This is a genomic window from Microcoleus sp. T3_D1 (genome assembly GCF_036700405.1).
GTDB lineage: Bacteria > Cyanobacteriota > Cyanobacteriia > Cyanobacteriales > Microcoleaceae > Microcoleus.
In genome coordinates, this window is sequence record NZ_JAUBOV010000020.1 from 79544 (window position 1) to 103353 (window position 23810).

General features: G+C 46.6%; 16 protein-coding genes, 1 tRNA gene and 1 pseudogene. 9 read left to right on the forward strand and 9 right to left on the reverse strand.

Annotation, left to right across the window (positions count from 1 at the left end; translation table 11 throughout):
- Positions 1-73: 73 nt before the first annotated feature.
- The 9 genes and pseudogenes from QT992_RS11750 (at position 74) to QT992_RS11790 (ending at position 14349) form a co-directional block, all read left to right on the forward strand.
- The gene (locus tag QT992_RS11750) at positions 74-5866 is read left to right on the forward strand and encodes a PAS domain S-box protein (RefSeq protein ID WP_333342489.1); all 5793 of its coding nucleotides are present in this window, start codon (positions 74-76) and stop codon (positions 5864-5866) included.
- Positions 5867-6165: 299 nt separating this feature from the next.
- Complete coding sequence (locus QT992_RS11755) at positions 6166-7434, forward strand: transposase (protein ID WP_333320297.1); 1269 nt, start codon at positions 6166-6168, stop codon at positions 7432-7434.
- A 79-nt stretch (positions 7435-7513) separates the two neighbouring features.
- Positions 7514-7843, forward strand: coding sequence for a hypothetical protein (locus tag QT992_RS11760; RefSeq protein WP_333148424.1), 330 nt, complete (start codon positions 7514-7516; stop codon positions 7841-7843).
- A gap of 61 nt (positions 7844-7904) precedes the next feature.
- Positions 7905-10691: a hybrid sensor histidine kinase/response regulator gene (locus QT992_RS11765; RefSeq protein ID WP_333320299.1), complete on the forward strand. Its 2787-nt coding sequence runs from the start codon at positions 7905-7907 to the stop codon at positions 10689-10691.
- Positions 10692-11050: 359 nt separating this feature from the next.
- Positions 11051-11527 (forward strand): chemotaxis protein CheW, encoded by a 477-nt coding sequence (locus QT992_RS11770; protein ID WP_333320301.1) that lies wholly within the window; start codon positions 11051-11053, stop codon positions 11525-11527.
- Positions 11528-11593: 66 nt separating this feature from the next.
- Entirely contained in the window at positions 11594-12349 is a 756-nt protein-coding gene (locus QT992_RS11775; RefSeq protein ID WP_333342288.1) for a pentapeptide repeat-containing protein, read from the forward strand.
- Between the two features lie 16 nt (positions 12350-12365).
- On the forward strand, positions 12366-12626 hold the full coding sequence (locus tag QT992_RS11780; RefSeq protein ID WP_333342286.1) for a hypothetical protein: 261 nt from the start codon (positions 12366-12368) through the stop codon (positions 12624-12626).
- Positions 12627-12701: 75 nt separating this feature from the next.
- Positions 12702-13971, forward strand: a pseudogene (locus QT992_RS11785) (RNA-guided endonuclease InsQ/TnpB family protein).
- Between the two features lie 30 nt (positions 13972-14001).
- The gene (locus QT992_RS11790) at positions 14002-14349 is read left to right on the forward strand and encodes a type II toxin-antitoxin system mRNA interferase toxin, RelE/StbE family (RefSeq protein WP_333342284.1); all 348 of its coding nucleotides are present in this window, start codon (positions 14002-14004) and stop codon (positions 14347-14349) included.
- Between the two features lie 93 nt (positions 14350-14442).
- Here QT992_RS11790 and urtE read toward each other — a convergent pair whose 3' ends face one another.
- From urtE to QT992_RS11835, 9 genes are all read right to left on the reverse strand, one after another.
- Entirely contained in the window at positions 14443-15141 is a 699-nt protein-coding gene (gene urtE, locus QT992_RS11795; protein ID WP_333145659.1) for an urea ABC transporter ATP-binding subunit UrtE, read from the reverse strand.
- 72 nt (positions 15142-15213) lie between these two features.
- Positions 15214-15960 carry an urea ABC transporter ATP-binding protein UrtD gene (gene urtD, locus QT992_RS11800; protein ID WP_333320306.1) on the reverse strand — a complete coding sequence of 249 codons (747 nt, stop codon included), beginning with the start codon at positions 15958-15960 and terminating at the stop codon, positions 15214-15216.
- A gap of 185 nt (positions 15961-16145) precedes the next feature.
- Positions 16146-16865 carry a TIGR00266 family protein gene (locus QT992_RS11805; protein WP_333342282.1) on the reverse strand — a complete coding sequence of 240 codons (720 nt, stop codon included), beginning with the start codon at positions 16863-16865 and terminating at the stop codon, positions 16146-16148.
- A gap of 190 nt (positions 16866-17055) precedes the next feature.
- A complete protein-coding gene (urtC, locus tag QT992_RS11810; protein WP_333342280.1) occupies positions 17056-18198 on the reverse strand; it encodes an urea ABC transporter permease subunit UrtC in 1143 nt (380 codons plus the stop codon).
- A gap of 27 nt (positions 18199-18225) precedes the next feature.
- Positions 18226-19380 (reverse strand): ABC transporter permease subunit, encoded by a 1155-nt coding sequence (locus tag QT992_RS11815; RefSeq protein ID WP_333320312.1) that lies wholly within the window; start codon positions 19378-19380, stop codon positions 18226-18228.
- Positions 19381-19804: 424 nt separating this feature from the next.
- Entirely contained in the window at positions 19805-21127 is a 1323-nt protein-coding gene (gene urtA / locus QT992_RS11820) for an urea ABC transporter substrate-binding protein (protein ID WP_333342278.1), read from the reverse strand.
- A 465-nt stretch (positions 21128-21592) separates the two neighbouring features.
- Positions 21593-21665: transfer RNA gene (locus QT992_RS11825), tRNA-Ala, on the reverse strand.
- Between the two features lie 120 nt (positions 21666-21785).
- On the reverse strand, positions 21786-22514 hold the full coding sequence (locus QT992_RS11830) for an HAD family phosphatase (RefSeq protein WP_333320316.1): 729 nt from the start codon (positions 22512-22514) through the stop codon (positions 21786-21788).
- A gap of 164 nt (positions 22515-22678) precedes the next feature.
- Positions 22679-23578, reverse strand: coding sequence for a methyltransferase domain-containing protein (locus QT992_RS11835; RefSeq protein WP_333342276.1), 900 nt, complete (start codon positions 23576-23578; stop codon positions 22679-22681).
- Positions 23579-23810: the final 232 nt, after the last annotated feature.

Here is a 23810-nt window from a genome sequence, read left to right on the forward strand (position 1 = left end):
AAGTCTGCAACCGCTTTCAATCAATAATTTTAACTAACGATCGCCCGCATCCTATTTGCCCATCCTTAATTTTATGATCGAAATTCTCTATACCTGGATCGCAACCACTTTCACCCTGACGTTGCCTGACTTCTCCCAATCGGTGGTAGATGGAGCTGCTAATTGCATCATTTGTGTGTGTTACTTTGCCATCGCCTGGATAATCAGCTTAGGTTTGTGGCGAAACCGTCAATTCGGGTTCGACATCTTCGCCACAGCCACAGCAGCCATATTTTGGAGCTGCGCTTTCGGCCACAGCGGCCACGCCGCCCAATACCTAGGGCTGCCGCACTCTCCGGTGGCACAAAGTGTGTTCGATTGGATAACTGTAATGGTGGCGCTCGTGTTTTTAAGTTTGTCCAACCGCTACGGATTCTTAGTAGGTTCCAAGCAAATCCTGAGCTCTAAAAAAGAAACAGAACAAGCGCTGAGCGAAACTACCCAGCGATTTCACGCAATCTTCGACCAAGCTTTTCAAGCGATCGCATTATTGGAGCCAGACGGTACTCTGATCGAAGCAAATCAGACAGCGCTAGAATTGGGCGATTTCCAAGCATCAGAACTGCTGGGGCTGAAATTTTGGCTGACACCCGGGTGGGCATCATCTCCAACCAACCAGCAGCGCCTAAAAATGAACATTAAACAAGTCTCGGCCGGCAAGTTTGTCCGGGAAGAATACGAAATCGCCGGCTTCAACAACCATGTGACAGTAATTGACGTGTCGTTTAAGCCGCTGTTAAATGAAACAGGAGAAGTATTTCAAATCCTCGCCGAAGGCCGCGACATTACCCAGCGCAAACAGACAGAAGCGACATTGCAGCAGCTAACTGCAGAACTAGAGCAGCGAGTGAATGAAAGAACCGAGCAGCTCCTGCAAACTAACGCACAATTGGAACAGGAAATTCGCGATCGCACCGCAGTACAAGAGCAATTAAAAGCCTCAGAACAATTCTTAAACAACATCCTCAACAGCATCCCCGACCCGATTTACGTCAAAGACCAACAGCACCGCTGGATAATATTAAACAATGCCTTTTGTCAATACCTAGGTCACAGCAGAGAAGAACTAATTGGCCAATGCTACGACCAGTTTTTGCCCAAACAGGAAGCAGAGACATATCGAGAAAAAGACGAATTAGTTTTCTTGACAAACACCAGCACCGAAATCCAAAAAACCCTCACAGACCCAGCAGGAAATACCCGCTTTGTCTCCGCCAAAAAATGTACCTTTGTAGATGCCGACGGCAGGAAATTTCTCGTTTGCGCGATTAGAGATATCACCAATCGCGTGGAAATGGAAGAACAACTGCGGCAGACACTGGCAGAAGTAGAAAGCTCCCAAAACTTGCTGCGAACAGTCATTGACGCTACGCCAGACTGCATTTTTGTCAAAGATCGAAACTTGCGCTACACCCTAGTCAATGCAGGTTTCGCCGCCGCCTTCGGCAAAACTCAAGCAGAAATTATCGGCAAAGACGACGCAGAAATCGGCATATCGGTCGATCGAATCTTCCCCAACTTCCACGCCGAAACCGATTCCCAGAACCAAATCCAAAACTTCCGGGCCGGCAACCACCTCGCGTCGGCCTCCAACGACTTAGCCACCTTAGCCGACGGCAAAGTACACACCTTCGACACCCAGAAATTGCCCCTCAAAGATGCAGAAGGCAACATTTTAGGAATGCTCTGCTTCGCGCGCGACATCACAGAACGCCGCAAATCTGAACAAGAACTATTGCGGTTCAAAGCAATTTTAGAAACCACAACAGACTGGGTAGGCATCGCCGACACCCAACAGCGCACCATTTATATCAATCGCGCAGCCAGAGAAATGTTGGGAGTTGGCCAAGACGCAGATTTAACCGGAATCCGCATTTCTGACCTGACATCCCCCAAAAGTATCGACACTCTTGTGAACGTCGGCATCCCTGCAGCTTGCCGGGACGGGGCGTGGAGTGGCGAGACAGTTTGGCAGAGTTTAGACGGCGAAGAAATACCAGTTTCTCAGGTAATTGTTGCCCACAAATCCGAGAATTCAGAAGTTGAATTTATCTCAACGATCGCCCGCAACATTACAGAACGCAAGCGCGCCGAAGAAGCATTGCAGCAGAACTTGCAAATGCTCGATCTTGCCAGCGATGGCTTGATCGTTCGGGATATGGACGGCACGATTAATTATTGGAGTCAGGGAGCCGAACGGATGTACGGCTGGACAAAAAAAGAAGCCTTGGGGAAAATCACCCATACTCTATTGCACACCATTTTCCCCCAGCCTTTAGCCGCTATTTCGGCACAGTTAGAAGAGCAGGATTATTGGGAAGGAGAAGTAATTCATACCACCAATTATGCTACCAAAATTACCGTATTCAGTCGCTGGAATTTGCAGCGAGACGAACAGGGAAAACCGAAAGCAATTTTAGAAACTAACAACGACATCACGGAGCGCAAGCAAGCCGAAATCGAAAAGCAAAGATTGATTTCGCTCGTAGAAAGCAGCTCGGATTTTATCGGCACGGCCACCCTAGAGGGAGAGGCAACATACCTGAATGTCGCGGGTATGAACCTAGTAGGATTGCAAAATGTTGAAGAAGTCAAAAGCCAAAGTATGTTTGACTTCTTCTCAGTAGAAGATGCTAAGATTTTGCAAGAAGAAATCGTGCCGGCTACTATGCGAGACGGTTTTTGGCAGGGTGAATTCCGCTTGAGGAACTTTCAAACCGGCGAAGACTTTCCGGTTGACTTCACCCTATTTACAGTCAAACACCCAGAAACCGATGAGCCTATGGGGTTCGCAACAGTTACTCGCGACATCAGCGATCGCAAACGCGCAGAAGAGATGCTGCGCGATCGCGAAAGACTGTTCCGAGCCATTTTTGACCAATCGTTCCAATTAGTGGGGCTGCTAAAACCAGACGGCACGGTTTTGGAAGTCAACCAAACAGCCCTCGCCGTCGCCGGACTGGAGCGCGAAGACTTCGTAGGCACGCAGTTTGCAGATAATTTGTGGTGGCAAATTTCTCCAGAAGCCAAGCAAAAAGTGCAAGCAGCGCTCACAAAAGCTGCAGCCGGCGAGGTAGTCCGCTACGAAGCCGACGTGCTCGTTGCTGGGGGTGCTGTGATAACTGTGGACTTCTCCCTCAAGCCGATCGTAGACGACAGCGGCAAAGTCGTGCTGCTAATTCCCGAAGGCCGCGACATCAGCGATCGCAAAGCCCTAGAACGAGAATTAGTTTTGCGTCAAAGTCGCTTTGACGCATTTTTCGCAGCCGCCCCGGCCTCAATGTTTATTTTTGACGAGCAGTTGCGCTTCGTGCAAGTTAACGAGAAATTAGCGGAAACCACCGGCGTCTCAGTTGCCGAACACCTCGGCAAGACGGTGAGGGAAGTTGTACCCGAAATGCTCGATACCCTACAGCCGATGTTGCAGCAAGTTCTTGTCACCAACCAACCGTTTTTAAACGTTGAGGTGTCGGGATCAATCTTCAACGAACCGGGCATCCTGCGAGATTGGCTGGCTTCATACTTTCCTTTGCCGGGAGCTGACGGCAAACCCATCGGTGTCGGCGGTGTGGCGATCGAAATTACCGATCGCAAAAAAGCAGAAGAAGAGCGCGATCGATTTTTTACCCTTTCCCTAGACTTGGTTTGTATTATAGGTTTTGAAGGCAGATTCAAGCGCGTCAATCCCTCTTGGGAAAACGCACTCGGCTACAAGGCGCATGAACTTGAAGACAACTATTATATCGATTTAGTCCACCCAGACGATCGCGAATCAACCATAGAACAAGCGGAAAAAGTAGCTAGCGGCGCCGAATTAAAGTCTTATGAAAATCGCTACCGCTGCAAAGACGGTTCCTACAAATGGCTGTCGTGGAAAGTGCGACCTGTAACCGAACTAAAGCTCATGTATGCAGTGGCTCGCGACATTACCGAAAGCAAACAGGCGATGGTGCAACTGGAAAAAACAACAGCCCAATTAGCCCGTTCCGAAGACCAATTTCGGCAGCAAAGCAATCTCTTGCAACTGCTAATAAACAGCATTGGCGACGGCATAATTGCTGCCGACGAAAATAGCAATTTTCTTTTATTCAACCCCGCCGCCCAAGATATGTTTGGCACGGGTTCGACAGATACTCTTCCCGACGAATGGTCGGCAAGATACGGTTTATTCTTGCCCGATACCGTAACTCCCTATCCCCCAGCGGACATACCTTTATCGCGCGCAGTTCGAGGAGAAGCCTGTGACGAAGTAGAGCTTTTCACCCGCCACCGAGGGAAGCCAGAAGGCCTGTGGGTGAAAATTAACGGCCGGCCGCTCAAAGACGAAACGGGGGCGCTTAAAGGCGGCGTAGTGGTTTGCCGCAACGTCACCGAACAAAGAGCATCCCAGCAGCAAATGCAGGAGTTGGCCGAGGCACAGGAACGCTTGCTGCAAGAACTCAAAACGCGGCAAAATGCCCTAGACGAATCGGCGATCGTCAGCGAGACCGATCTCCAAGGCATCATTACCTACGTCAACGACGGATTCATTGAAATCTCCGGTTACAGCATGGCAGAACTCCTGCACCGCAACCACCGCCTCGTCAATTCCGGCCACCATCCCAAATCATTTTTTGAAGAAATGTGGGTGACACTTTCTCGCGGTTTGGTGTGGAAAGGGGAAATCAAAAACCGACGCAAAGATGGCTCGTTTTACTGGGTAGATTCGACGATCTCCCCCATCTTTGATACCAGCGGCACAATAGTCAAATATATCGCCATTCGCTTTGACATCACCGAGCGCAAAGAGGCAGAAGAACGACTAGGAAAATTGGCAGCAGAACGTAAAGCGGAAGCTGATTCTCTGACGCAGCAAGTCCTTAAATTGTTGGGAGAAATTAAAGGCGCGGCTCAAGGCGACTTGACAGTCAGGGCGGAAGTGACTAACGACGTTTTAGGTGCTGTAGCCGACTCTTTCAACTTCTTAATCGGTTCTCTGCGGAAAGTGGTAACGGGAATTCAAACTTTAGCCGAACAGGTAACATCTGCCACCGGCGAGTCAATTAAAAATACCAGTCAACTCACCCAACAGGCAGAAATTCAAGCAGCAAAAATATCTGCCATCATGCGCGAAATCGAGCGGATTGTGAATTCGATCCGCGACGTGCGAGATGTTTCGGTGCGGGCAGAAACAGTGGCTCAGCAGTCTTCTCAAACGGCTGAAGTCGGCGGTATGGCAGTCGATCGAGCTGTCGAAGGTATTAACGGGCTCCGGTTGACGATCGCCTCTACCTCGAAAATGATGAAGCGTTTGGGTGAATCTTCCCAGCAAATTGGCAAAATTGTGACTTCGATTTCTCAACTTGCTTCGCAAACTAATTTATTAGCTCTGAATGCTACTATTGAGGCGGCGCGAGCCGGCGAACAAGGTTTAGGCTTTGCAGTTGTTGCCGAAGAAGTGCGGAAATTAGCAGAAAGATCGGCCGGCGCTACTGAGGAAATCTCCGAAATTGTCGGTACAATTCAAGAAGAAATCAGCCGCGTCATGAAGGCAATGGAATCCGGGACGCTGGAGGTAGTGGAAGGCACTAAGCTAGCAAGCGAAGCTAAAACTCACCTCAATGCCATCATCGAAGTTAGTCGAGAAATGAATGCTTTGGTGCAGAATATTACTAGCGCATCTGCCAAGCAAACGGTTTCGGCTGAGGGAATTGCTAACAGTATGCAGCAAGTCAACGAGATTGCGAATACGACCGCACAAAAAGGTGCGGATGTCAAAGCATCTTTGGACGAGTTGTCTGGTTCTCTGGGCCAATTGCAAAAGTCGGTGGCGAATTTCCGTTCGTAATTTTAGAACCCCGACTTCTTCAATAAGTCGGGGTTTTGGGTATTGTGGCAGTGTGCGATGATGAATGGTAGGATGGATGAGTATTTGAAATACTTTTAGGTTGTGGCTATCGTGTTTGAGATTGAGTTTACAGACCAAGCGATTGAGGATTTGCAGTGGTTTAAGAAACACGAACAGAATGTAATTGTTGACGGTATTGTAAAACTTCATTGAGTTTATAATCAATTATAAACAATAATGGTATTATGTTGTGAGTGTTGAATAAGGAATACGCACAGCCTGAAGAAAGGAAATCTCAAATGCAATTAACAGAGAGGCACATCATTAAATCCACGGAACATCGTTTCGCCCAAATTGACGAACTAGCCTTTAAATCCAAAAACCTCTACAATGCCGCCAATTACGTCATTCGTCAGAACTTTATTTATGGATGGGGCTATGTCAATTACAACGAAATGAACCGATTGATGAAATCTCATGAAGCCTACAAGGCTTTGCCTGCTAAAGTAAGTCAGCAAATCTTAATGGTTTTAGACAAGAATTGGAAATCGTTTTTTGAAGCCGTTAAAGCTTACAAAGCTGACTCTTCAAAATTCACGGGTCGCCCAAAATTGCCAAAGTACAAAGATAAGACTAAAGGGCGAAACCTTCTCGTCTACACGATTCAAGCAATTAGTAGCAAACAGTTGAATAAAGGAATCATTAAACTTTCGGGTACAGAACTTTTAATTAAAACCCAACTCAATCCCAACCAGATTTGTCAAGTTAGACTGGTTCCGAAATGTGATTCCTATGTAATTGAGGTGATTTATGATGAACCGGAGTGCACCCTCAGCAATGCCAACTCTGTAGCTAGTATTGATTTAGGACTGGATAATTTAGTGGCGTTAACTTCAAATCAACCGGGATTTATCCCTTTGTTGATTAACGGGCGACCATTAAAATCGATTAACCAGTTCTACAACAAACGCAAATCCCGATTACAATCCCAATTGAAAGGGAATCGCAAAACTTCACCCAGGATTCAGCGATTAACTCGCTGTCGCAACCAGAAAGTTGATAATTATTTGCATCATGCTAGTCGTGTGATTGTTGACCATTTGGTAGTGAACCAAATTGGAACGCTGGTAATCGGCAAAAATGCACAGTGGAAAACCGATATCAATCTAGGTAAACAAACCAACCAAAATTTTGTCAGTATTCCTCACTCTAGATTAATTGAGATGTTAGAATACAAAGCTCGGCTGGTGGGAATCAAGGTAATTGTGCAGGAAGAATCCTATAGTTCACGGGCCAACTTTCTGTGTTTAGACCCAATTCCTGTTTACGGAAAAACTGATAAAGAGCCTGTGTTCACTGGCAAGCGGATTAAAAGAGGTTTGTACAAAACATCGGCTGGTCGGTTAATTAATTCCGATGTGAATGCAGCGTACAATATCCTCAGAAAAGCAATCCCAAATGCTTTCAGCGATGGGATAGGGAGCTGCGTAGTTCAGCCAAGGCGGGTTAATCCGCTCAAAGTAAAAGTGAAAGGGGAGGGACTTGAAGCCTCCCATGTCTATAAATGACTATACTTTTACCAGCTATAGAGCGCATCGCTGGCAAGCAGGGGAATAGATACATATTTCAAGGAGCAGAGGAAGAACTATGATGAACTGGGATTATCGAGTATTTTTTGAGGATGGCGGGTACACAATTCGCACGGTGTATTATGACGATAAGGGTGCGATCGCAGCCTGCTCGGAAAAAGAAACCGCACCTTTTGGAGAATCAGTGGAAGAACTTCAAGAAGAATTAAACCAACTCCTTGCTGCTCTAAAAAAACCAGTTATTTCGGCTGACGATGTGCCACCTCCAAGCGATCGCCCGAAGGCAAAAAGAGGAAAATCATTGCAAGCAGTGCGGCAACAACTTGGCTTGCGATCGGAAATAACGAAAGAAAATTCCTTAGAAAATTCCTTGAGTTCAAACGATTAGCAAAGAACCGAGGTTATCGGTAAGAGTTCAAAACTACTGGCCGCTTATCTTGGCCGCTCATATGAATGATGACGATTTAAACGAATTAATAGATGCTTTCACCGCAGAATGCGAAGAGTTTCTTCAGTTAATGGAGACGAATCTGCTGGCGATGGAAGCTGCGGGTTTGAAAGAGCGACAAGCTGCAGTTAAAGAAATGTTTCGGGCGGCTCACTCGATTAAAGGTGCGGGTTCGATGTTGGGCTTTCAAAACGTATCGGCGGCGGCTCACACGCTGGAGGACTGTTTTGTCATTTTGCGCGATCGCACAGACTTGGCGGCCCTGGAACCGACTACTGTGAGTGTTTTGCTGCAGGGGGTGGATGCTCTTAAAAAGATTACGATCGAATCAGTTCAACACTCCGATATTACAACTCCGGATCAAACGGAAAACTTGGAGGCGATCGCCCAAATTTTCGCCGAGTTCCAGGCCAAGTACGGCAAGTCAGAACAACAGCCACTCCTCGCAGCCAGCCAAGGGCCCGCCCCCGAAACCCTGAAACTGATTTTTGAACAGCAAGTGCCGGCACTCTTCAATCGCCTAGAAACCGAGCTTTCCCAAGCTTCCGAAGCAGATTTGGCAACAAGCGTCACCGCCATCAAGCAGGTTTACTACCAACTCTCCGGTTTGGCTGGAATGCTGCAATTGCCGGATTTTGGGAAAGTCGCCGCAGCCCTCACAGATTTGATTGACTCTCCAGACTTGACTCTACAACGGTTGCAATCCGACGGTTGGGCGATCGCCCAAAACTTGCAAACCGCACGCCAACAAATATTGGAAGGAAGGGCGATCGACATCCCCGAAATCTCCCCCTCTCCCCCCCACTCCCCCTCTCCCACTCCCCCCGAAATCCCCCCCTCCTCGACTCTTCCAGTCCCCAACCCGCAAAGGCCGACAATCCGGGTAGACTTAGAACGCTTAACTGAATTGGTGAATTTAGTCGGGGAATTAGTCATCAACCGTACAAATTTAGAACTTCAAGAATCCGAACTGCGCGGCGAAGTCAAGCGCATCCGCCGCAATATCGTAGATTTGAACCAATTCGGCGGTCAGTTGCGAGAAGAATACGACAGACTGAGCTTTGCAGAGTGGAGGGGGGGAAACGGGAACTCTGGATTGGGAAAACTTGCAGCAGCAGAAACAGAATTCCCCATGATTGCTAACGGCAAATCCTCTCCGGCCCATGCTCACTTCGATATCTTAGAGATGGATCGTTATACAGAGTTCCACTCGACAGCCGCAGAAGTCATCGAAACTGCCCAAGCAATTTCTCAATCCGCCACCAAATTAGACACCTTAGCCATGAAATTCGAGCGCAGTACCGACCAACTGCGCCGCATTACCGAACAACTACGCAGCCGCGTCATGCAGTTGCGAGTCGTGAGTTTCAGTCGCGCCGTCGATCACTTGCCCAGAGCACTCCGGGAGATGTGTCTCACATACGATAAAGATGTCAACCTGCTGCTAGTGGGAAGAGATACCAAAATTGACGAAAGTTTGCTCGACGCTTTGCGCGACCCCTTAATACACTTAGTGAGAAACGCTTTCGACCACGGCATCGAAATGCCCGAAGTTCGGAAAGCAAGCGGCAAGCCGGCCAGCGGTCAAATAGAAATAGAAGCCCGCCACCAAGGCGGCCAAACTATTATTACTGTCGCCGATGACGGCAAAGGCATTGACCCGGAAATGATTCGCCGTAAAATTGTCACAAAGGGTTTGGCTACGGAGGAACAAGCTCAAGAATTTTCCATTGCCGAACTCTACGATTTTCTGTTTTGGCCGGGTTTCAGCACTACAGAAGGGGTCAGCGACCTTTCGGGGCGGGGAGTCGGGCTCGACGTGGTGCGAACAAATTTGCGGACTGTGCGGGGGACTGTGAAAATAGACTCTCGCCTGGGAAAAGGTACGAGTTTTATCATTAAACTGCCACTGCTGTTGTCGATTACTGATGCTTTGATGGTGAAAACCGATCACAATAAAATAGCAGTGCCGCTTGATGCAGTCGAGGAAATTCTGCACATTAAAGCCTCGGAAGTTCACATTGCCGGCAATCAGCCGATGCTGTGGTGGCGGGAGGAATTTATTCGTTTGGTGAGGATGCAAGATTTGCTCGAATACAGCGTCCTCCCGCCGGATGCCCCCTCTCCTGACCCTTTGACCCAAGAGGAAATTCCCGTCCTGGTTTTGGCTTCTACCGAAGGAATGCTGGCGGTGGCCGTGGAACGGCTGATCGGTCAGCAGGAAATTGTGGTTAAACCTTTGCCACCGCCTCTATCCAAGCCTCGCGGCGTTTTGGGGACTACGATTTTGGGGGACGGGCGCGTGGTGAATATTCTGGATGTGGACGATTTGGTGGGCCAACCTGTGGTAAATAGTTCGATCGCCGCTGTCTCCGGTAAAGTGCAGGAGATACCGGCGAGTGCGAGTCGGTCACCGCAGATTTTGGTAGTGGATGATTCCTATACAATTCGCCAGTTGCTGTCTCTGACGCTGACTCGTGCTCGCTACCGGGTGGTACAGGCTAAAGACGGCGTGGATGCCCTGGAAAAGTTGCAAAATGGTCTTGATTGCAGTTTGGCGATCGTGGATATTGAAATGCCCCGGATGGATGGATTTGAATTGTTGCGATCGATCAGATCGACCGAGCGGTTTGCTAAGATTCCTGTAGCCATGCTGACATCCCGTAGCGGGGCAAAACATCGGCAAATGGCAATGGAATTAGGCGCAAATCAATACTTCACCAAACCTTACAGCGAAGCCCAGCTTTTACAAGCTATCCCCAAATTAATCCACCACTCAATAATTTAAGCCAAAATCTCAAATCTCCACTCAAATAATCCCTAATCTCAAACAAAACTTAGGCAAAAAGTAATTGCACCCGCGAATAATAGTGGGAACTACGCAGCCGACTCACCTACTAAAATCGAATAATCTAAAATCTAATACCAATTTTGTATGAGGCTGCACATATCTCGATCCCCCCTAGCCCCCCTTAATAAGGGGGGGACAAGATTCTTCTCAAAGTCAACCCCTACTCCCCAACAATCAGGGGGATTTAGGGGGATCGAGATATGATGTGCAACTTCACATTAAATTGGTATAAAATCCAATAATCTTCAATCCAATAATCGTCAATCTAAAATCTAAAATCTAAAATCTAAAATCGAATGACTCACGCCAATTACAATCGCCGCTTTCGGAGCAAGAAACAAGCCACTGTTAGAATTGCCCCTAAAAAAATGGTTTCCTTTGAACTAGGAAATATTTACTATGCTGTTCCTATTGAGCGAGTGGAACGCATTGTTAAAAACTTTAATGCCTACGGTATTTTACCGAACGGTAATAGTTTACTGCGGCATCAAGAAGAACTGATTACCATAATTAATTTATCCACAATATTTCCCAGCAGTCCGAGCATTGCTGAGTGCAAATACCTGATTATTTGTACCTTAAATAAAAGCGATCGGTTGGGGATTCCCCTTCCTGATATGCCAAAAATTTTGGAAATTACCGAAGAAAGCTTCTGCGAGATTCCCGAATTGTACCGTCAACAGCAACTGCCTCCGGTAATAGAAAAGTTAATTCGCGCACCTGATGGTTCCGAAGTTTTTTATCTGAATTTCGATCTATTTAGCGAAATGTAGGGTGTTCACTTTTCGAGGTATTATACCATATAAATGCTATTTTTGCAAACAAAAAGTTATAGATTTATGAAAAAACTCACAATCATGTCGATCGCCCTACTAATTTTTGCAGCAACTCTCGAACTGCCGAAGGTGGGGCTGCAACTAAGTGCGATCGGGCAAATAGAAACACCCCAACCCATCCAAACACCCCAACCAATCCCAACACCCCAATCCATCCCAACACCCCAACCAATCCCAACACCCCAACCACAAACACCCCAACCACAAACACCCCAACAAATCCAAACACCCCAACAAATCCAAACACCCCCAATCCAAACACCCCAACCAAAAGCAGACGACCCCAAAAACCTCGGCTACGTCTCCCCAGAATTTGCCGAAAATTTCTCCCAGCAACAAATCGACCAAATCAACGCCAACGTCGAAACGCTGCTGCTAACTCAAAGCTGCTCCCGCTGCGACCTCCGAGCCGTAAAATTAGTTAACCTTAACTTAAAAAATCCCATCCTTACAGGAGCAGATTTATCAGATGCCAACCTCAGCGGTAGTCGCTTCGAGATATCAGATTTTGTCAACACCAATCTAGCTCGCACAAACTTAAGCGGAGCCGAATTAGTAGGAGCGAGAATCAGCAACGCTAACCTCAGAAAAGCTAACTTGACAAAGACAAATCTAGACGGTGCAGACTTGCGATTTTCCGACTTGAGAGATGCCAATCTTTCCGAGGCCAACCTCCGCAATGCTAATATAGATGGCGCTAGTATCGATCGAGCAAGTATGGCCGGTACCACAATGCCAGACGGCAGAAAAAATCAATAATAATAGAGGTAGTCTTATGTCGCCGATTAAACAACGCCTTCTCGAAGCGATCGAACGGACTCCTGAGCCACTTTTAGAGCAAACGCTGGCATTTCTGGAATTTTTGACCAGTCGGACACAATCCGCGATCGCCCCAGACTTCGACTCAGATTTTGACTCAGATACCGACTCCAACGAGCAAATCATCGCCGATCTGAAAGCCTCCCTCCACCAAGCCAAAGCGGGACAAACCTTTCCCATATCGGAACTCTGGGACGGTATTGTGAAACTTCATTAAGTTTGTAAGCATCAATAAACAATAGTAGTATCCTCTAGTCAGAGAACTTAGATAAATGTTACGAGGAAGTTCTGAATGCAACTAGCAGAGCGGCACATCATTAAATCTACGGAGTACCGTTTCCCTGAGATTGATGAATTAGCTTTTAAATCCAAAAATCTCTACAATGCTGCTAACTACGTCATTCGTCAGAGTTTTGTTTATGGATGGAGTTACATCAATTACAACGAGATGAACAGTTTGATGAAGTCTCATCAAGCGTACAAGGCTTTGCCAGCTAAAGTCAGCCAACAAATCTTGATGATATTGGACAAGAATTGGAAATCGTTTTTTGAAGCGGTTAAAGCTTACAAAACTGATTCCTCTAAATTTACTGGTCGCCCAAAACTGCCGAAGTACAAAGATAAGGTCAAAGGGCGAAACATTCTCGTCTACACGCTCCAAGCAATTAGTAGCAAACAATTAAAAAAAGGGATCGTCAAGCTTTCGGGTACTCATCTCTCAATCAAAACCCAAGTAAATCCCGATCAAATCTGTCAAGTTAGAGTAGTTCCCAAATGCGATTCTTATGTAATTGAGGTAATATACGATGAACCGGAGTCCACCGCCAGCGACGATAAATTCGTAGCTAGTATTGATTTAGGACTGAATAACTTAGCGGCGTTAACTTCAAATCAGCCGGGCTTTACCCCTCTGTTGATTAACGGGCGACCATTAAAATCAATCAATCAGTTCTACAACAAACGTAAAGCACGGTTACAATCTCAATTGAAAGGAAGTCGCAAGAGTTCACCCCGCATTCAACGATTAACTCGCTGTCGGAACCAAAAAACTGATAATTACTTGCATCATACCAGTCGTTTAATTGTTGACCTTTTGGTCGCCAAACAAATTGGGACGTTAGTAATTGGCAAGAATGCACAATGGAAAACTGAGATTGATTTGGGAAAGCAAACTAATCAAAACTTTGTCAGTATTCCCCATGCTCGACTAATTGAGATGTTGGAATATAAAACTCGATTGGTGGGGATTAAGGTCGTCGTGCAAGAAGAATCTTATACTTCTCAATCAAATTTTATCGGTTTTGATCCAATTCCTGTTTATGGAAAAACTGATAAGGATGATGTATTTACTGGCAAGCGGATCAAAAGAGGTTTGTACAAGACATCAGCAGGTCAATTAATTAACTCCGATGTTAACGGTTCTTACAACATTTTGAGAAAAGCAATCCCAAATGCGTTTAGCTTTCTTGATAGAGAGCTGCGTAGTTGGGCCAATGCGGGTTAATCCGCTCAAAGTAAAAGCGAAGGGGGAGGGACTTGAAGCCTCCCATGTCTATAAATGACTATACTTTTACCAGCTATCAATGTCTGATATGTCAGTCCAAGTCACATTCACGGTACTTTTCAAACGTCGCCTCAAAGGACTCGCTAAAAAGTATCGCCAAATTCAAACCGATATTCAGCCAGTCCTTGATGAGCTTATCCAAGGAAACTTCATAGGAAACCAGATTACAGGGACTCAATACACCGTTTACAAAGTCCGGGCTAAAAACAGTGATTCCCAAGTTGGTAAGAGCGGCGGTTATCGCTTGATTTATCAAGTTGAATCACCGACTCAAGTTGTTTTACACCTGATTTACTCGAAATCAGAACAAGCAAATGTCTCCGCCGAGGAAATCCAAACTGTGATCGCAGAATACCAAGCGAACCCAGACGAATAAGCCATTTTTCCAATCTAAACGCTTGCCCTTCTTGCTCTTTGAGGCGCTCGCTGTCATCGTCAAAATCCGTGTCGTGCCTTCCTTCAATTCTATTCAAACAGCCAAAAACCTCTGAATCACCTCATCACTTAACTCGCTAGTGCTTCCAGAAGCCACAATCCCCCCTTTTTGCATAGCATAATACCAGTCAGCTTGCCGCACAAAATGCAAATGTTGCTCCACCAACAAAACAGAAATTCCCCTAGTCGCAACCACACGGCGCACCGCAGCTTCAATATCTAAAATAATCGATGGTTGAATCCCCTCCGTAGGCTCATCCAAAACCAGCAACTGCGGCTCACCCATCAAAGCCCTAGCAATAGCTAACTGCTGCTGCTGTCCCCCGCTCAAATCACCTCCCAGGCGATCGAGCATAGTTTTCAAAACCGGAAATAACTCAAAAATTTCATCAGGAACTTCAGGATTTTTGGTTTTGGTTGGTTTCGCTTCCAAACCTAACAAAAGATTTTCTTTTACCGTCAAACGTGGAATAATTTCACGCCCTTGAGGCACATAACCAATGCCTAATCTAGCCCGCTGGTAAGTCAACTTAGAAGCAATAGATTCTCCGCCAAAAGCAATAGTGCCACTGCGCGGTTGCAGCAACCCCATAATCGTTTTTAGCATAGTAGTTTTGCCCACACCATTGCGGCCGATCAAGCAAACCATTTGCCCAGCATTTACGCTTAAATCGACATCGCGCAAAATGTGACTTTCGCCGTAATAAACATTCAAATTAGAAACTTGTAGCATAATTGTTGACTGTTGACTGTTGACTGTTGACTGTTAACTGTTAACTGTTCACTGTTGACTGTTGACTAATAACTATTCTTCAGGTTTGCCCAAATATACCTCAATTACCCGATCGTCATTTTGCACCTCATCCATAGTCCCCTCACACAAAACCGCACCCTGATGCAACACCGTAACCTGCCGCGCAATTTGCCGCACAAACTCCATATCATGTTCAATCACCAACACCGAATGACTTTGGGCCAACGAAATTAGCAACTCTCCAGTTAACACCGTTTCCTCATCCGTCAAACCCGCCACAGGTTCATCTACCAACAATAAATCAGGAGATTGAGCCACCAACATTCCAATTTCCAACCATTGCTTTTCCCCGTGAGAAAGCAAACCAGCCGAAATATCAGCTTTAGCCACTAAACCAATAGTTTCTAACAAACCGGCAACCGTGCGTTTTTCAGCAGTAGAAGCAGGCTTAAACAAAGTCGAAAAAACATTTTTATGGCGGCTGCAAGACAATTCCAAATTTTCGCGTGGCGTTAAATTCAAGTAAACTCGCGGCGTCTGAAACTTGCGACCAATTCCCAAGCGCGAAATCCTATCTTCGGACAACTTGCGTAAATTTTGTCCCTTAAATAACACCCTACCTTCTGTCGGCTGCACCTTCCCGGTAATTGAATCGAGAAAAGTTGTTTTACCCGCACCGTTAGGGCCAATAATAACTCGCAGTTCGCCCGCATCCATACTAAAATTTAAACCGTTGATGGCTTTAAAACCATCAAAACTCACAGTCAAGTTTTCTATTTCTAATACTTTTCCATTCATAGGTGATTTCTCCGGGTAGGGTGCGTCAGTTAACAGTCTCTGGGTAAGCCGGAAAATCTGTTGGCTGACGCACCTGACAGCGCTGATTTTCTCTTAGAAGGTGCGTCAGTTAACAGTCTCTGGGTAAGCCAGGAAATCTGCGGGCTGACGCACCCTACACAAGCACATAAATAGTTATTTTACTCTCAAGTAAAAGTGCTCGAACTGCTCGACACTGGAGGTGGAGAAGCAGCCATAATTCGCTCAGCTAACTTCGAGAGTGGCAGACTTTGCAAATACACTTTTCCAGGCCCGGTTAGCTTGACTAAAAACAAGCCTTCGCCGCCAAATAGAGCATTTTTAAACCCGCCCACAAACTGAATATCGTAATCTACAGTCGGCGCAAAAGCTACCAAACAACCAGTGTCCGCTCGCAACACTTCGCCAACTCCCAAATTTTTCTCAACTATTGTTCCTCCCGCATGAACAAAAGCTAGCCCGTCACCCTGCAATTTTTGCAGAATAAAACCTTCTCCGCCAAAGAAACCGGCACCGAGCCGCTTGGTGAATGCTACCTCAATGTCAATGCCGTTGGCCGCACAGAGAAATGAGTCTTTTTGACACAAAAATTTACCGCCAAGTTGGCCTAAATCTAGGGGAATTACTTTACCCGGATAGGGGGCGGCAAAAGCTACGCGGGCTTTACGATTTCCGGCGTTGACAAAGGTGGTAATGAAAAAACCAGCTCCTGTCAGCATTCGTTTGAAACCTTGAAATAAGCCGCCTGTGGATGTTTGCATTTGGATGTCGCCTTCCATGTATGTCATGGTTCCAGCTTCAGCCCTGACGCCTTCTTTGGGGTCGAGTTCAATCTCGATGAGTTGCAAATCGTCGCCGTAGATTTTGTAGTCAATAATATCTGCCATATCTTGCCCCTCAAGTTAAAGAACGAAGCTACTTGCTACGGATATCTAAGTAGGTGGACATATATATTGCGTTTCCTCAGACAGAGATAAACGCAGCCTTTGCCAAGTCTATTGCGATTGCTTTGTTTGTGTGTTTTAGGTGACATTTATTTATGTCAGCCTACTTATAAATTACACGATATTTTGGCACTCAATGTTCAAGTTCTTCTTTTTCGAGCTGCACTTGGGGGTCTTGTTCCAGGCTGGGGTAAGTAGATACGTACTTCGGTTTTCTGAACAAGCTGCGGATTTGGTCGAAACTTTGATCTTGCAGCCATCCGACTAAGCCGTCTGGCAGCACTGTGACTACTATGAGGAATAGCGCACCTTGGAAAAACAGCCAAACTTCGGGGAATTGTTCGCTCAAGAAACTTTTGCCAAAGTTGACTAGCAGTGTTCCCAATATTGCTCCCGATAATGTGGCGCGGCCTCCCACTGCGACCCAGATTACCATTTCAATTGAAAAGGCAATATCCATTGCTTTCGGCGAAATTATTCCGGTTTGTACGGTAAATAATGCGCCTGCAATCCCGGCTAAACCGGCGGAAATTGCAAAGACTAAAACTTTATATCCTGTGGGATTGTAACCTGAGAAACGCAGGCGCACTTCGTCGTCGCGAATTGCTACTAACAGGCGGCCGAAACGCCCGCTGGTCAGCCAGCGGCAGAGGGCGTAAGTTGCTGCTAAAAATAGTATGGTGAGAATGTAGAAAATATATTGAGTATCTCGGCCATTTACTGGGGCTCCGAACAGGGTTTTAAAGTCGGTGAGTCCGTTGGTTCCGTTAATCAGTTTTTGCTGACCGTTAAAGAAGTTGAAAAATACAATGGTTGCTGCTTGGGTAAGAATTGAAAAGTAAACGCCTCGAATTCGATTGCGGAATACTAAATAACCTAAAAGTGCGCCCAAGATGGCGGGGATGAGAACTACTGCTGCTGCTGAGAAGGGAAATGAATAAAATGGTTGCCAAAACCAGGGGAGTTCGGTAACGCCGTAGAGGTTCATAAATTCTGGCAATTGACTGCTGGCGGTTGGGGGAATTTGCAGTTTTAGGTGCATGGCGAAAGCGTAGCCGCCGATCGCAAAAAATACGCCGTGTCCTAAACTAAGTAAACCTGTGTATCCCCAAATCAAGTCTATGCCGAGGGCTGCAATTGCTAGTGCTAAAAATCGCCCTAATTGATTGAGCCGAACGTCGGGGAGTATTCCTGGGACGAGTAAGATGAATGTGAGGGCGATCGCGCTGACAATTGCCGCTTCTTTTAGCCAGGGTTTTTGATGTGTTTTCTGCATTTTTCGCTACACTCGCAGTTGTAATTTTTAATTTTCTACCGTCCGCCCTTTTTGCGGGAAAATCCCTCCCGGCTTCACTTGCAGAAAAGCCATAATTAAGGCGAATACCATTACTTTTGCCATGCTGGTTGTGGCGAAAAATGTGAAGAAGTCGGCTAAAGGCTTGACAGGAGCGAACATTAATGCTAATGTTCCCGAACCTATCAGGTAATTTGCAGTGCCGATCGCGATCGCAGCAACTACACTCCCCACAATCTTGCCGACACCGCCCACAACCACCACCATAAACGTATCGACTATATAATTTTGTCCGGTATTTGACCCTACGGAACCGATCAAACTAATCGCGCACCCAGCAACACCTGCCAGCCCCGAACCCAAAGCAAAAGTCAGCGCGTCTACTTGTTCGGTAGGAATTCCCAAACACGCACTCATGCTGCGATTTTGCGTCACGGATCTAATCCGCAATCCCCACACAGACTTTTGCAAAAATAGGTAAATTCCCGCCAAACAAATTCCTGTGAGGACAATAATAAAAATTCGCGCGTAGGGCAACTGAAAATTGCCCAGGGGTATGCCGCCGCGCAACCATGCAGGCGCAGTCACGTCCACATTTTGAGCGCCAAACCAAGGTTGAGTTACTGCCAGTTTGTAAGTTTGCCCTAAAAAGGCGCTCACCGCCCAGGAAATACCCAAAGATAAAGGCAAAATTAGGGCGATAATTTTGTTCCGAATGCGATCGAAATCCAGGCGCGATTTCAGCACCCGCAAACCGCCAAAAAACAGCAAACAAAACACCGCAATCCCAATTACCAGCACCCAACTAACGCTGCGGACAAACTGCTGCAAAATTAAACTTACGCCCCAAGTTGCCAGCAGAGTTTCTAGCGGCCGCCCGTAAAGATAGCGAATCACTCCGCGTTCGAGAATTAATCCTACCAATGCAGCTACTAAAAAAGCTAGGGGAATTGCAAATAAAATATAGGTTTCAAAAGCAAATCCTCCGATACCTTTGAAGACATTTTGCACCACGAAAGTTGTATAAGCCCCCAGCATCATCAACTCGCCATGAGCCATATTAATCACGCCCATCAGCCCAAAAATAATCGCTAATCCCAGGGCTGCAATTAGTAAAACAGCGCCGATGCTAATGCCGTTAAATAAACCATCTAATATCGCCACTTTTGTTACTCCTGCATCAACTCCGTTAACTTTGTTCGGGGATAATTAGGGGCGGATTTTACCCCATGGGTGTCAACTTAGAACTAAAACCCTCTGTATATTTCGCTTGTAGCCGAGTCTCGATCCCCCTAAATCCCCCTGATTGTTGGGGAGTAGGGGTTGACGAAAGAAGAGTCCACTTCCCCCTTATTAAGGGAGTAGGGGGTGACGCCAGGAGACTCCTGTTCCCCCTTATTAAGGGGAGTAGGGATTGACGAAAGAATGCTCTTACTCCCCCCTTATTAAGGGGGGCTGGGGGGATCTCCGGGTTGAAAGACACGCCCCTTATTAAGGGGGGCCGGGGGGGATCTCCGGGTTTAAAGACACACCCTAGGGGAATCGAAGATACGTTGCCAACGTTAACAAAATTGGTATTAGCTACTTATCAAGCTTTGAACTTGCCACCTTTTGCGGGGTCTGACCAATCGCAAGCAAAGCCTTTTGTTTCAGCAACAAATTGATTCCAAGGCACCGGCTTCACTGCTTCGGGTGTAGCAAAAGCGATGTTAAATAAACCGTCATCTCTCACTTCGCCCAAGCGCACAAATTTAGAAAGGTGATGGTTAACATCCATCGTTACTGTGCCCCCCGGCGCGTCAAAGGTTTGACCCAAAGCTGCTGCCCGCACTTTTTCCAAATCGTCGGCTGTCCCTGCTTTTTCGACAGCTTGCTTCCACAGGTAAACCATGATGTAAGCTGCTTCCATCGGGTCGTTAGTCACTCTATCGTTGCCGTATTTTGCTTTGAAAGCTTGCACAAATTTTGTATTTGCCGGAGATTCCACAGTCATGAAGTAATTCCAGGCGGCGTAATGACCTTTAAGATATTCTACGCCGATCGCCTTTACTTCTTCTTCCGCAATACTGACAGACATTGACGGATATTTGTCCGGGCCCAAACCTGCACCCTGCAACTGTTTGAAGAATGCTACGTTGCTGTCGCCGTTGAGAGAATTGAAAATGACGCCGCCGTCTGGCAAAGCTGCCTTAATTTTAGTAATAATTGGCGTGACTTCTGTCCCGCCCAAAGGAATGTAATCTTCCCCAACTAATTCGCCGCCTTTGGCTGCTAGCTGTGCTTTGATAATGGTATTTGCCGTGCGGGGAAAAACGTAGTCAGACCCGACTAAGAAGAATTTTTTCCCTTTATTTTCTAGCAGCCAGTCAACTGCTGGTTCGATTTGCTGGTTCGGCGCCGCCCCGGTATAAAAGATGTTCTTGGAACACTCTTGACCCTCGTATTGTACGGGATACCAGAGCATATGATTTTTTTCTTCAAATACTGGCAATACTGCTTTGCGACTAGCAGAAGTCCAGCAGCCGAAGACGGTGACAACTTTATCTTGGTCGATCAATTTTTTGGCTTTTTCGGCAAAAGTCGGCCAGTCTGAGTTGCCATCTTCTATTACTGCTTCGATTTGTTTTCCGAGGACGCCACCAGCTTTATTAATTTCTTCGATCGCTAATTGTTCGGCATCGACAACGCTTTTTTCGCTGATTGACATCGTGCCGCTCAAGGAATGCAAAATTCCTACTTTGATCGTGTTTCCGCCACCTGCTGCTGCTGGTGTTCCTGTTGAAGTTGGAGAAGGAGAAGCGGCTGGAGTTGCTGTTGGAGTTGGAGTTCTACAAGCTTTTAGAAATAAACTTGATGTTAGGGTAGCAGAACCGTATAAAAGAAATTTCCGCCGATCGAATCGCTTTGTCATTTTTTCTTGTTACTCTTGAACAGATGAGTCTGATGATTGAGAATAATAACACATAGTGACTTGATATTAAGACTAGCGCCAGCAGACTGTTGTATTTTTAGCTACAAAACTTATTGTTTTTGACAAAATGAATGTTTTGTGGGGATTGAGGGCAACTGCGGCAGAAACCGGGGTGATACCATTTTAGATTTGAGATTTGAGATTTGAGATTGACTGAGGACATAAGGCTTTGGAGCTTACCTACCGTTGCATTCTGTTCTGAAACCCGGTTGAGACACCAACATACGTCTTTTCAGCAATTAGTGTGACATTATAAACCGGGTTTCTTTACATAAATTATCTTATTGATGCTACCAGTTAGGCAGCAACCGGGTCGATCGCACTTGCATAGGTGAGTATCAAAGCAGGTGACGATCGCACTTCGCTTGGAGTACGATCGTCACCTGTAGAAATGCCCCTGATTTATGGAGAATAGCGGACTCGAACCGCTGGCCTCTGCGGTGCGATCGCAGCGCTCTACCAACTGAGCTAATTCCCCTGATTGAGTTTTAATTTAGCATTTTAGATGCGAGATTGCCGAATCTAAAAGGCTGACAGGTTTTGCTTGCTTTCACGTTCGCAGACCGTCACTTACACTAGCACGTAACTGCTAAAAAGGTCAAGTGTTTTCTGCAGCCGGCTCAGTGGGGGCGATCGAGCAAAGTTCCGCCACTCTATCCAACTCTAAATCAGCAAAATAGTCCACCGTCCAATTAGCTTGGCGCTGGATCATGTGAAACGGGTAAGTGTGAGTCACACCCGCAACCTGAATTCCCGCTTTTTTCGCAGCTTCAATCCCCGCAAAAGTATCTTCTATCGCCAAACACTCGATCGGTTGCAGGTTAAAGTCGGGATATTTCTGGTTGAGAAGTTCCACAGCCAATAAATAGCCGTCGGGTGCTGGTTTGCTCGCCGTCAAGTCGTCGCCTGCGACAATTAACTCAAAGTTTGCTCCCAAACCGGCCCGATTTAACACCAATTCTATATCCGATCGCATTGCCCCGCTAACTACGGCCATTTTCAGTCCGGCGGGCCGAATTTTGTCAATAAATTCTGCCAAACCGGGATAAATCGGCAGTTTCTCCAAAGTATCTATTTGAGCTTTGTAAGCTTGGGCCTTGCGCTGCAGCAGTCGATCGAGATATGTTTCTGTCAGAAATCGTCCTCGGCGCTTGAGTAGTTCGGTAATGCAAGCGCGATCGCTCCTTCCCAAACAAATTTCTCGAAACTCCCCACGTTTGAGCTGGAGATTTTCATCGAGCATCAATTGAGCGATGATTTTCTCGTGAATTGGCTCGTCATTAACAATCACGCCATTAAAATCAAATAAAACTGCTTTTAGAGTCATTAGTCATTAGTCATTAGTCATTAGTCATTAGTCATTAATCATTAGTCATTAATCATCAGTCATTAGCAAGTTAGTAGGGGCGGGTTTTACCAACCATCTCAACCTAAAACTAACCATCTATGAAACCCGCCCCCAAAGGGCGAAAAATACACCTCAACAATACATCAAGCAGGAGCTGGAATGCCCGGTAAATCGCCATCAACATCAGGAGTTCGATCGCCCCAATTCCACCCCCTCGCCACCTTGGCCTGTTCCAAATCTTCCCCCGGCAAAGGTTTCACACCCTGCGTCACCTGATTCACCCACCAGTGTTCGTGAGTTTGCACCGCCGCGAATCCAGCCGCCCCCGCCCAAGCATCGAGGCTGCCAGCAGCGTAAGACTTAATATAAGGCTCTTCAAAGATATCAGTCAGCCACTCTGTCTGCCGCAAAGTTTTTTGGTTTCCGTCCAAAATTGCCACTTGTCCCCCAACCTTCAGCAGTCGGAAGCTTTCTCGCAAAATTGCCCGCGATACAGCAGGTGGCGTCTCGTGAAACAGCAAGGAAGCTGCGACTAAATCGAAGCTGGCATCGCCAAAAGCAACGCTTTCGGCATTTCCGTGCAACCACTGGATATTTAATCCGGCTTTTTGCGCTTTCATGTCGGCAACTACCAGCATATAAGGCGACAAGTCCAGCCCGACAACTTCCGCTTCGGGAAAAGCCTGCTTGAGCATGAGCGTTGTCGAACCGGTGCCACATCCCAAATCGATGATTCGGCGCGGTTTCACCCGCACAGCGTCAATTAAGCCTTGCCTGACGACTGTTTCGTGTGGAGGCAAAACATATTGCGTGATTGGATCGTAGGAAACGGCGGCACTGGGGTTGAGGTAGCCGCGTTTAATGCCGTGAAAGTTTTGGCTGCTGTAATATTCGGGATAAACTAAGTCGGGTTGTCGGTAGCGATCGCCCGCTGTTTCCCAGTCGATGCCTTCGTAGAGTCGTTTCAGTGCTTCTTCGTCGATCGCCAGTCGCATCAGGGGCGACAAAAAGCGCTCGAAAATTGTATCCTTGCCAACAGCCATAAAACACCTTTAACAAAAACTCTTCTAATTTTAGCCAACGGCCGTCAACTTAGCATTAATTAAAACTGTTGAGCCGCTCTTCTCTCTTCCTTCTCTCCCTTACCTCCGTTACAAAATCCGTGGCTTACTTTATCACTTGGGAGCATCTCAGTTTTGCATTTACAGTGCGAGCGTCCCCCCTCGCGTATTGTACAAAACGCGAGCGGGGACGCTCGCACTACAATAAAAAAAA

Excerpts from the sequence above, each read along its gene's own strand:
- QT992_RS11750 (WP_333342489.1), top strand. The coding sequence starts at position 74 with ATGATCGAAATTCTCTATACCTGGATCGCAACCACTTTCACCCTGACG.
- QT992_RS11755 (WP_333320297.1), top strand. The coding sequence starts at position 6,166 with ATGCAATTAACAGAGAGGCACATCATTAAATCCACGGAACATCGTTTC.
- QT992_RS11760 (WP_333148424.1), top strand. The coding sequence starts at position 7,514 with ATGATGAACTGGGATTATCGAGTATTTTTTGAGGATGGCGGGTACACA.
- QT992_RS11765 (WP_333320299.1), top strand. The coding sequence starts at position 7,905 with ATGAATGATGACGATTTAAACGAATTAATAGATGCTTTCACCGCAGAA.
- QT992_RS11770 (WP_333320301.1), top strand. The coding sequence starts at position 11,051 with ATGACTCACGCCAATTACAATCGCCGCTTTCGGAGCAAGAAACAAGCC.
- QT992_RS11775 (WP_333342288.1), top strand. The coding sequence starts at position 11,594 with ATGAAAAAACTCACAATCATGTCGATCGCCCTACTAATTTTTGCAGCA.
- QT992_RS11780 (WP_333342286.1), top strand. The coding sequence starts at position 12,366 with ATGTCGCCGATTAAACAACGCCTTCTCGAAGCGATCGAACGGACTCCT.
- QT992_RS11790 (WP_333342284.1), top strand. The coding sequence starts at position 14,002 with ATGTCAGTCCAAGTCACATTCACGGTACTTTTCAAACGTCGCCTCAAA.
- urtE (WP_333145659.1), bottom strand. The coding sequence starts at position 15,141 with ATGCTACAAGTTTCTAATTTGAATGTTTATTACGGCGAAAGTCACATT.
- urtD (WP_333320306.1), bottom strand. The coding sequence starts at position 15,960 with ATGAATGGAAAAGTATTAGAAATAGAAAACTTGACTGTGAGTTTTGAT.
- QT992_RS11805 (WP_333342282.1), bottom strand. The coding sequence starts at position 16,865 with ATGGCAGATATTATTGACTACAAAATCTACGGCGACGATTTGCAACTC.
- urtC (WP_333342280.1), bottom strand. The coding sequence starts at position 18,198 with ATGCAGAAAACACATCAAAAACCCTGGCTAAAAGAAGCGGCAATTGTC.
- urtA (WP_333342278.1), bottom strand. The coding sequence starts at position 21,127 with ATGACAAAGCGATTCGATCGGCGGAAATTTCTTTTATACGGTTCTGCT.
- QT992_RS11830 (WP_333320316.1), bottom strand. The coding sequence starts at position 22,514 with ATGACTCTAAAAGCAGTTTTATTTGATTTTAATGGCGTGATTGTTAAT.
- QT992_RS11835 (WP_333342276.1), bottom strand. The coding sequence starts at position 23,578 with ATGGCTGTTGGCAAGGATACAATTTTCGAGCGCTTTTTGTCGCCCCTG.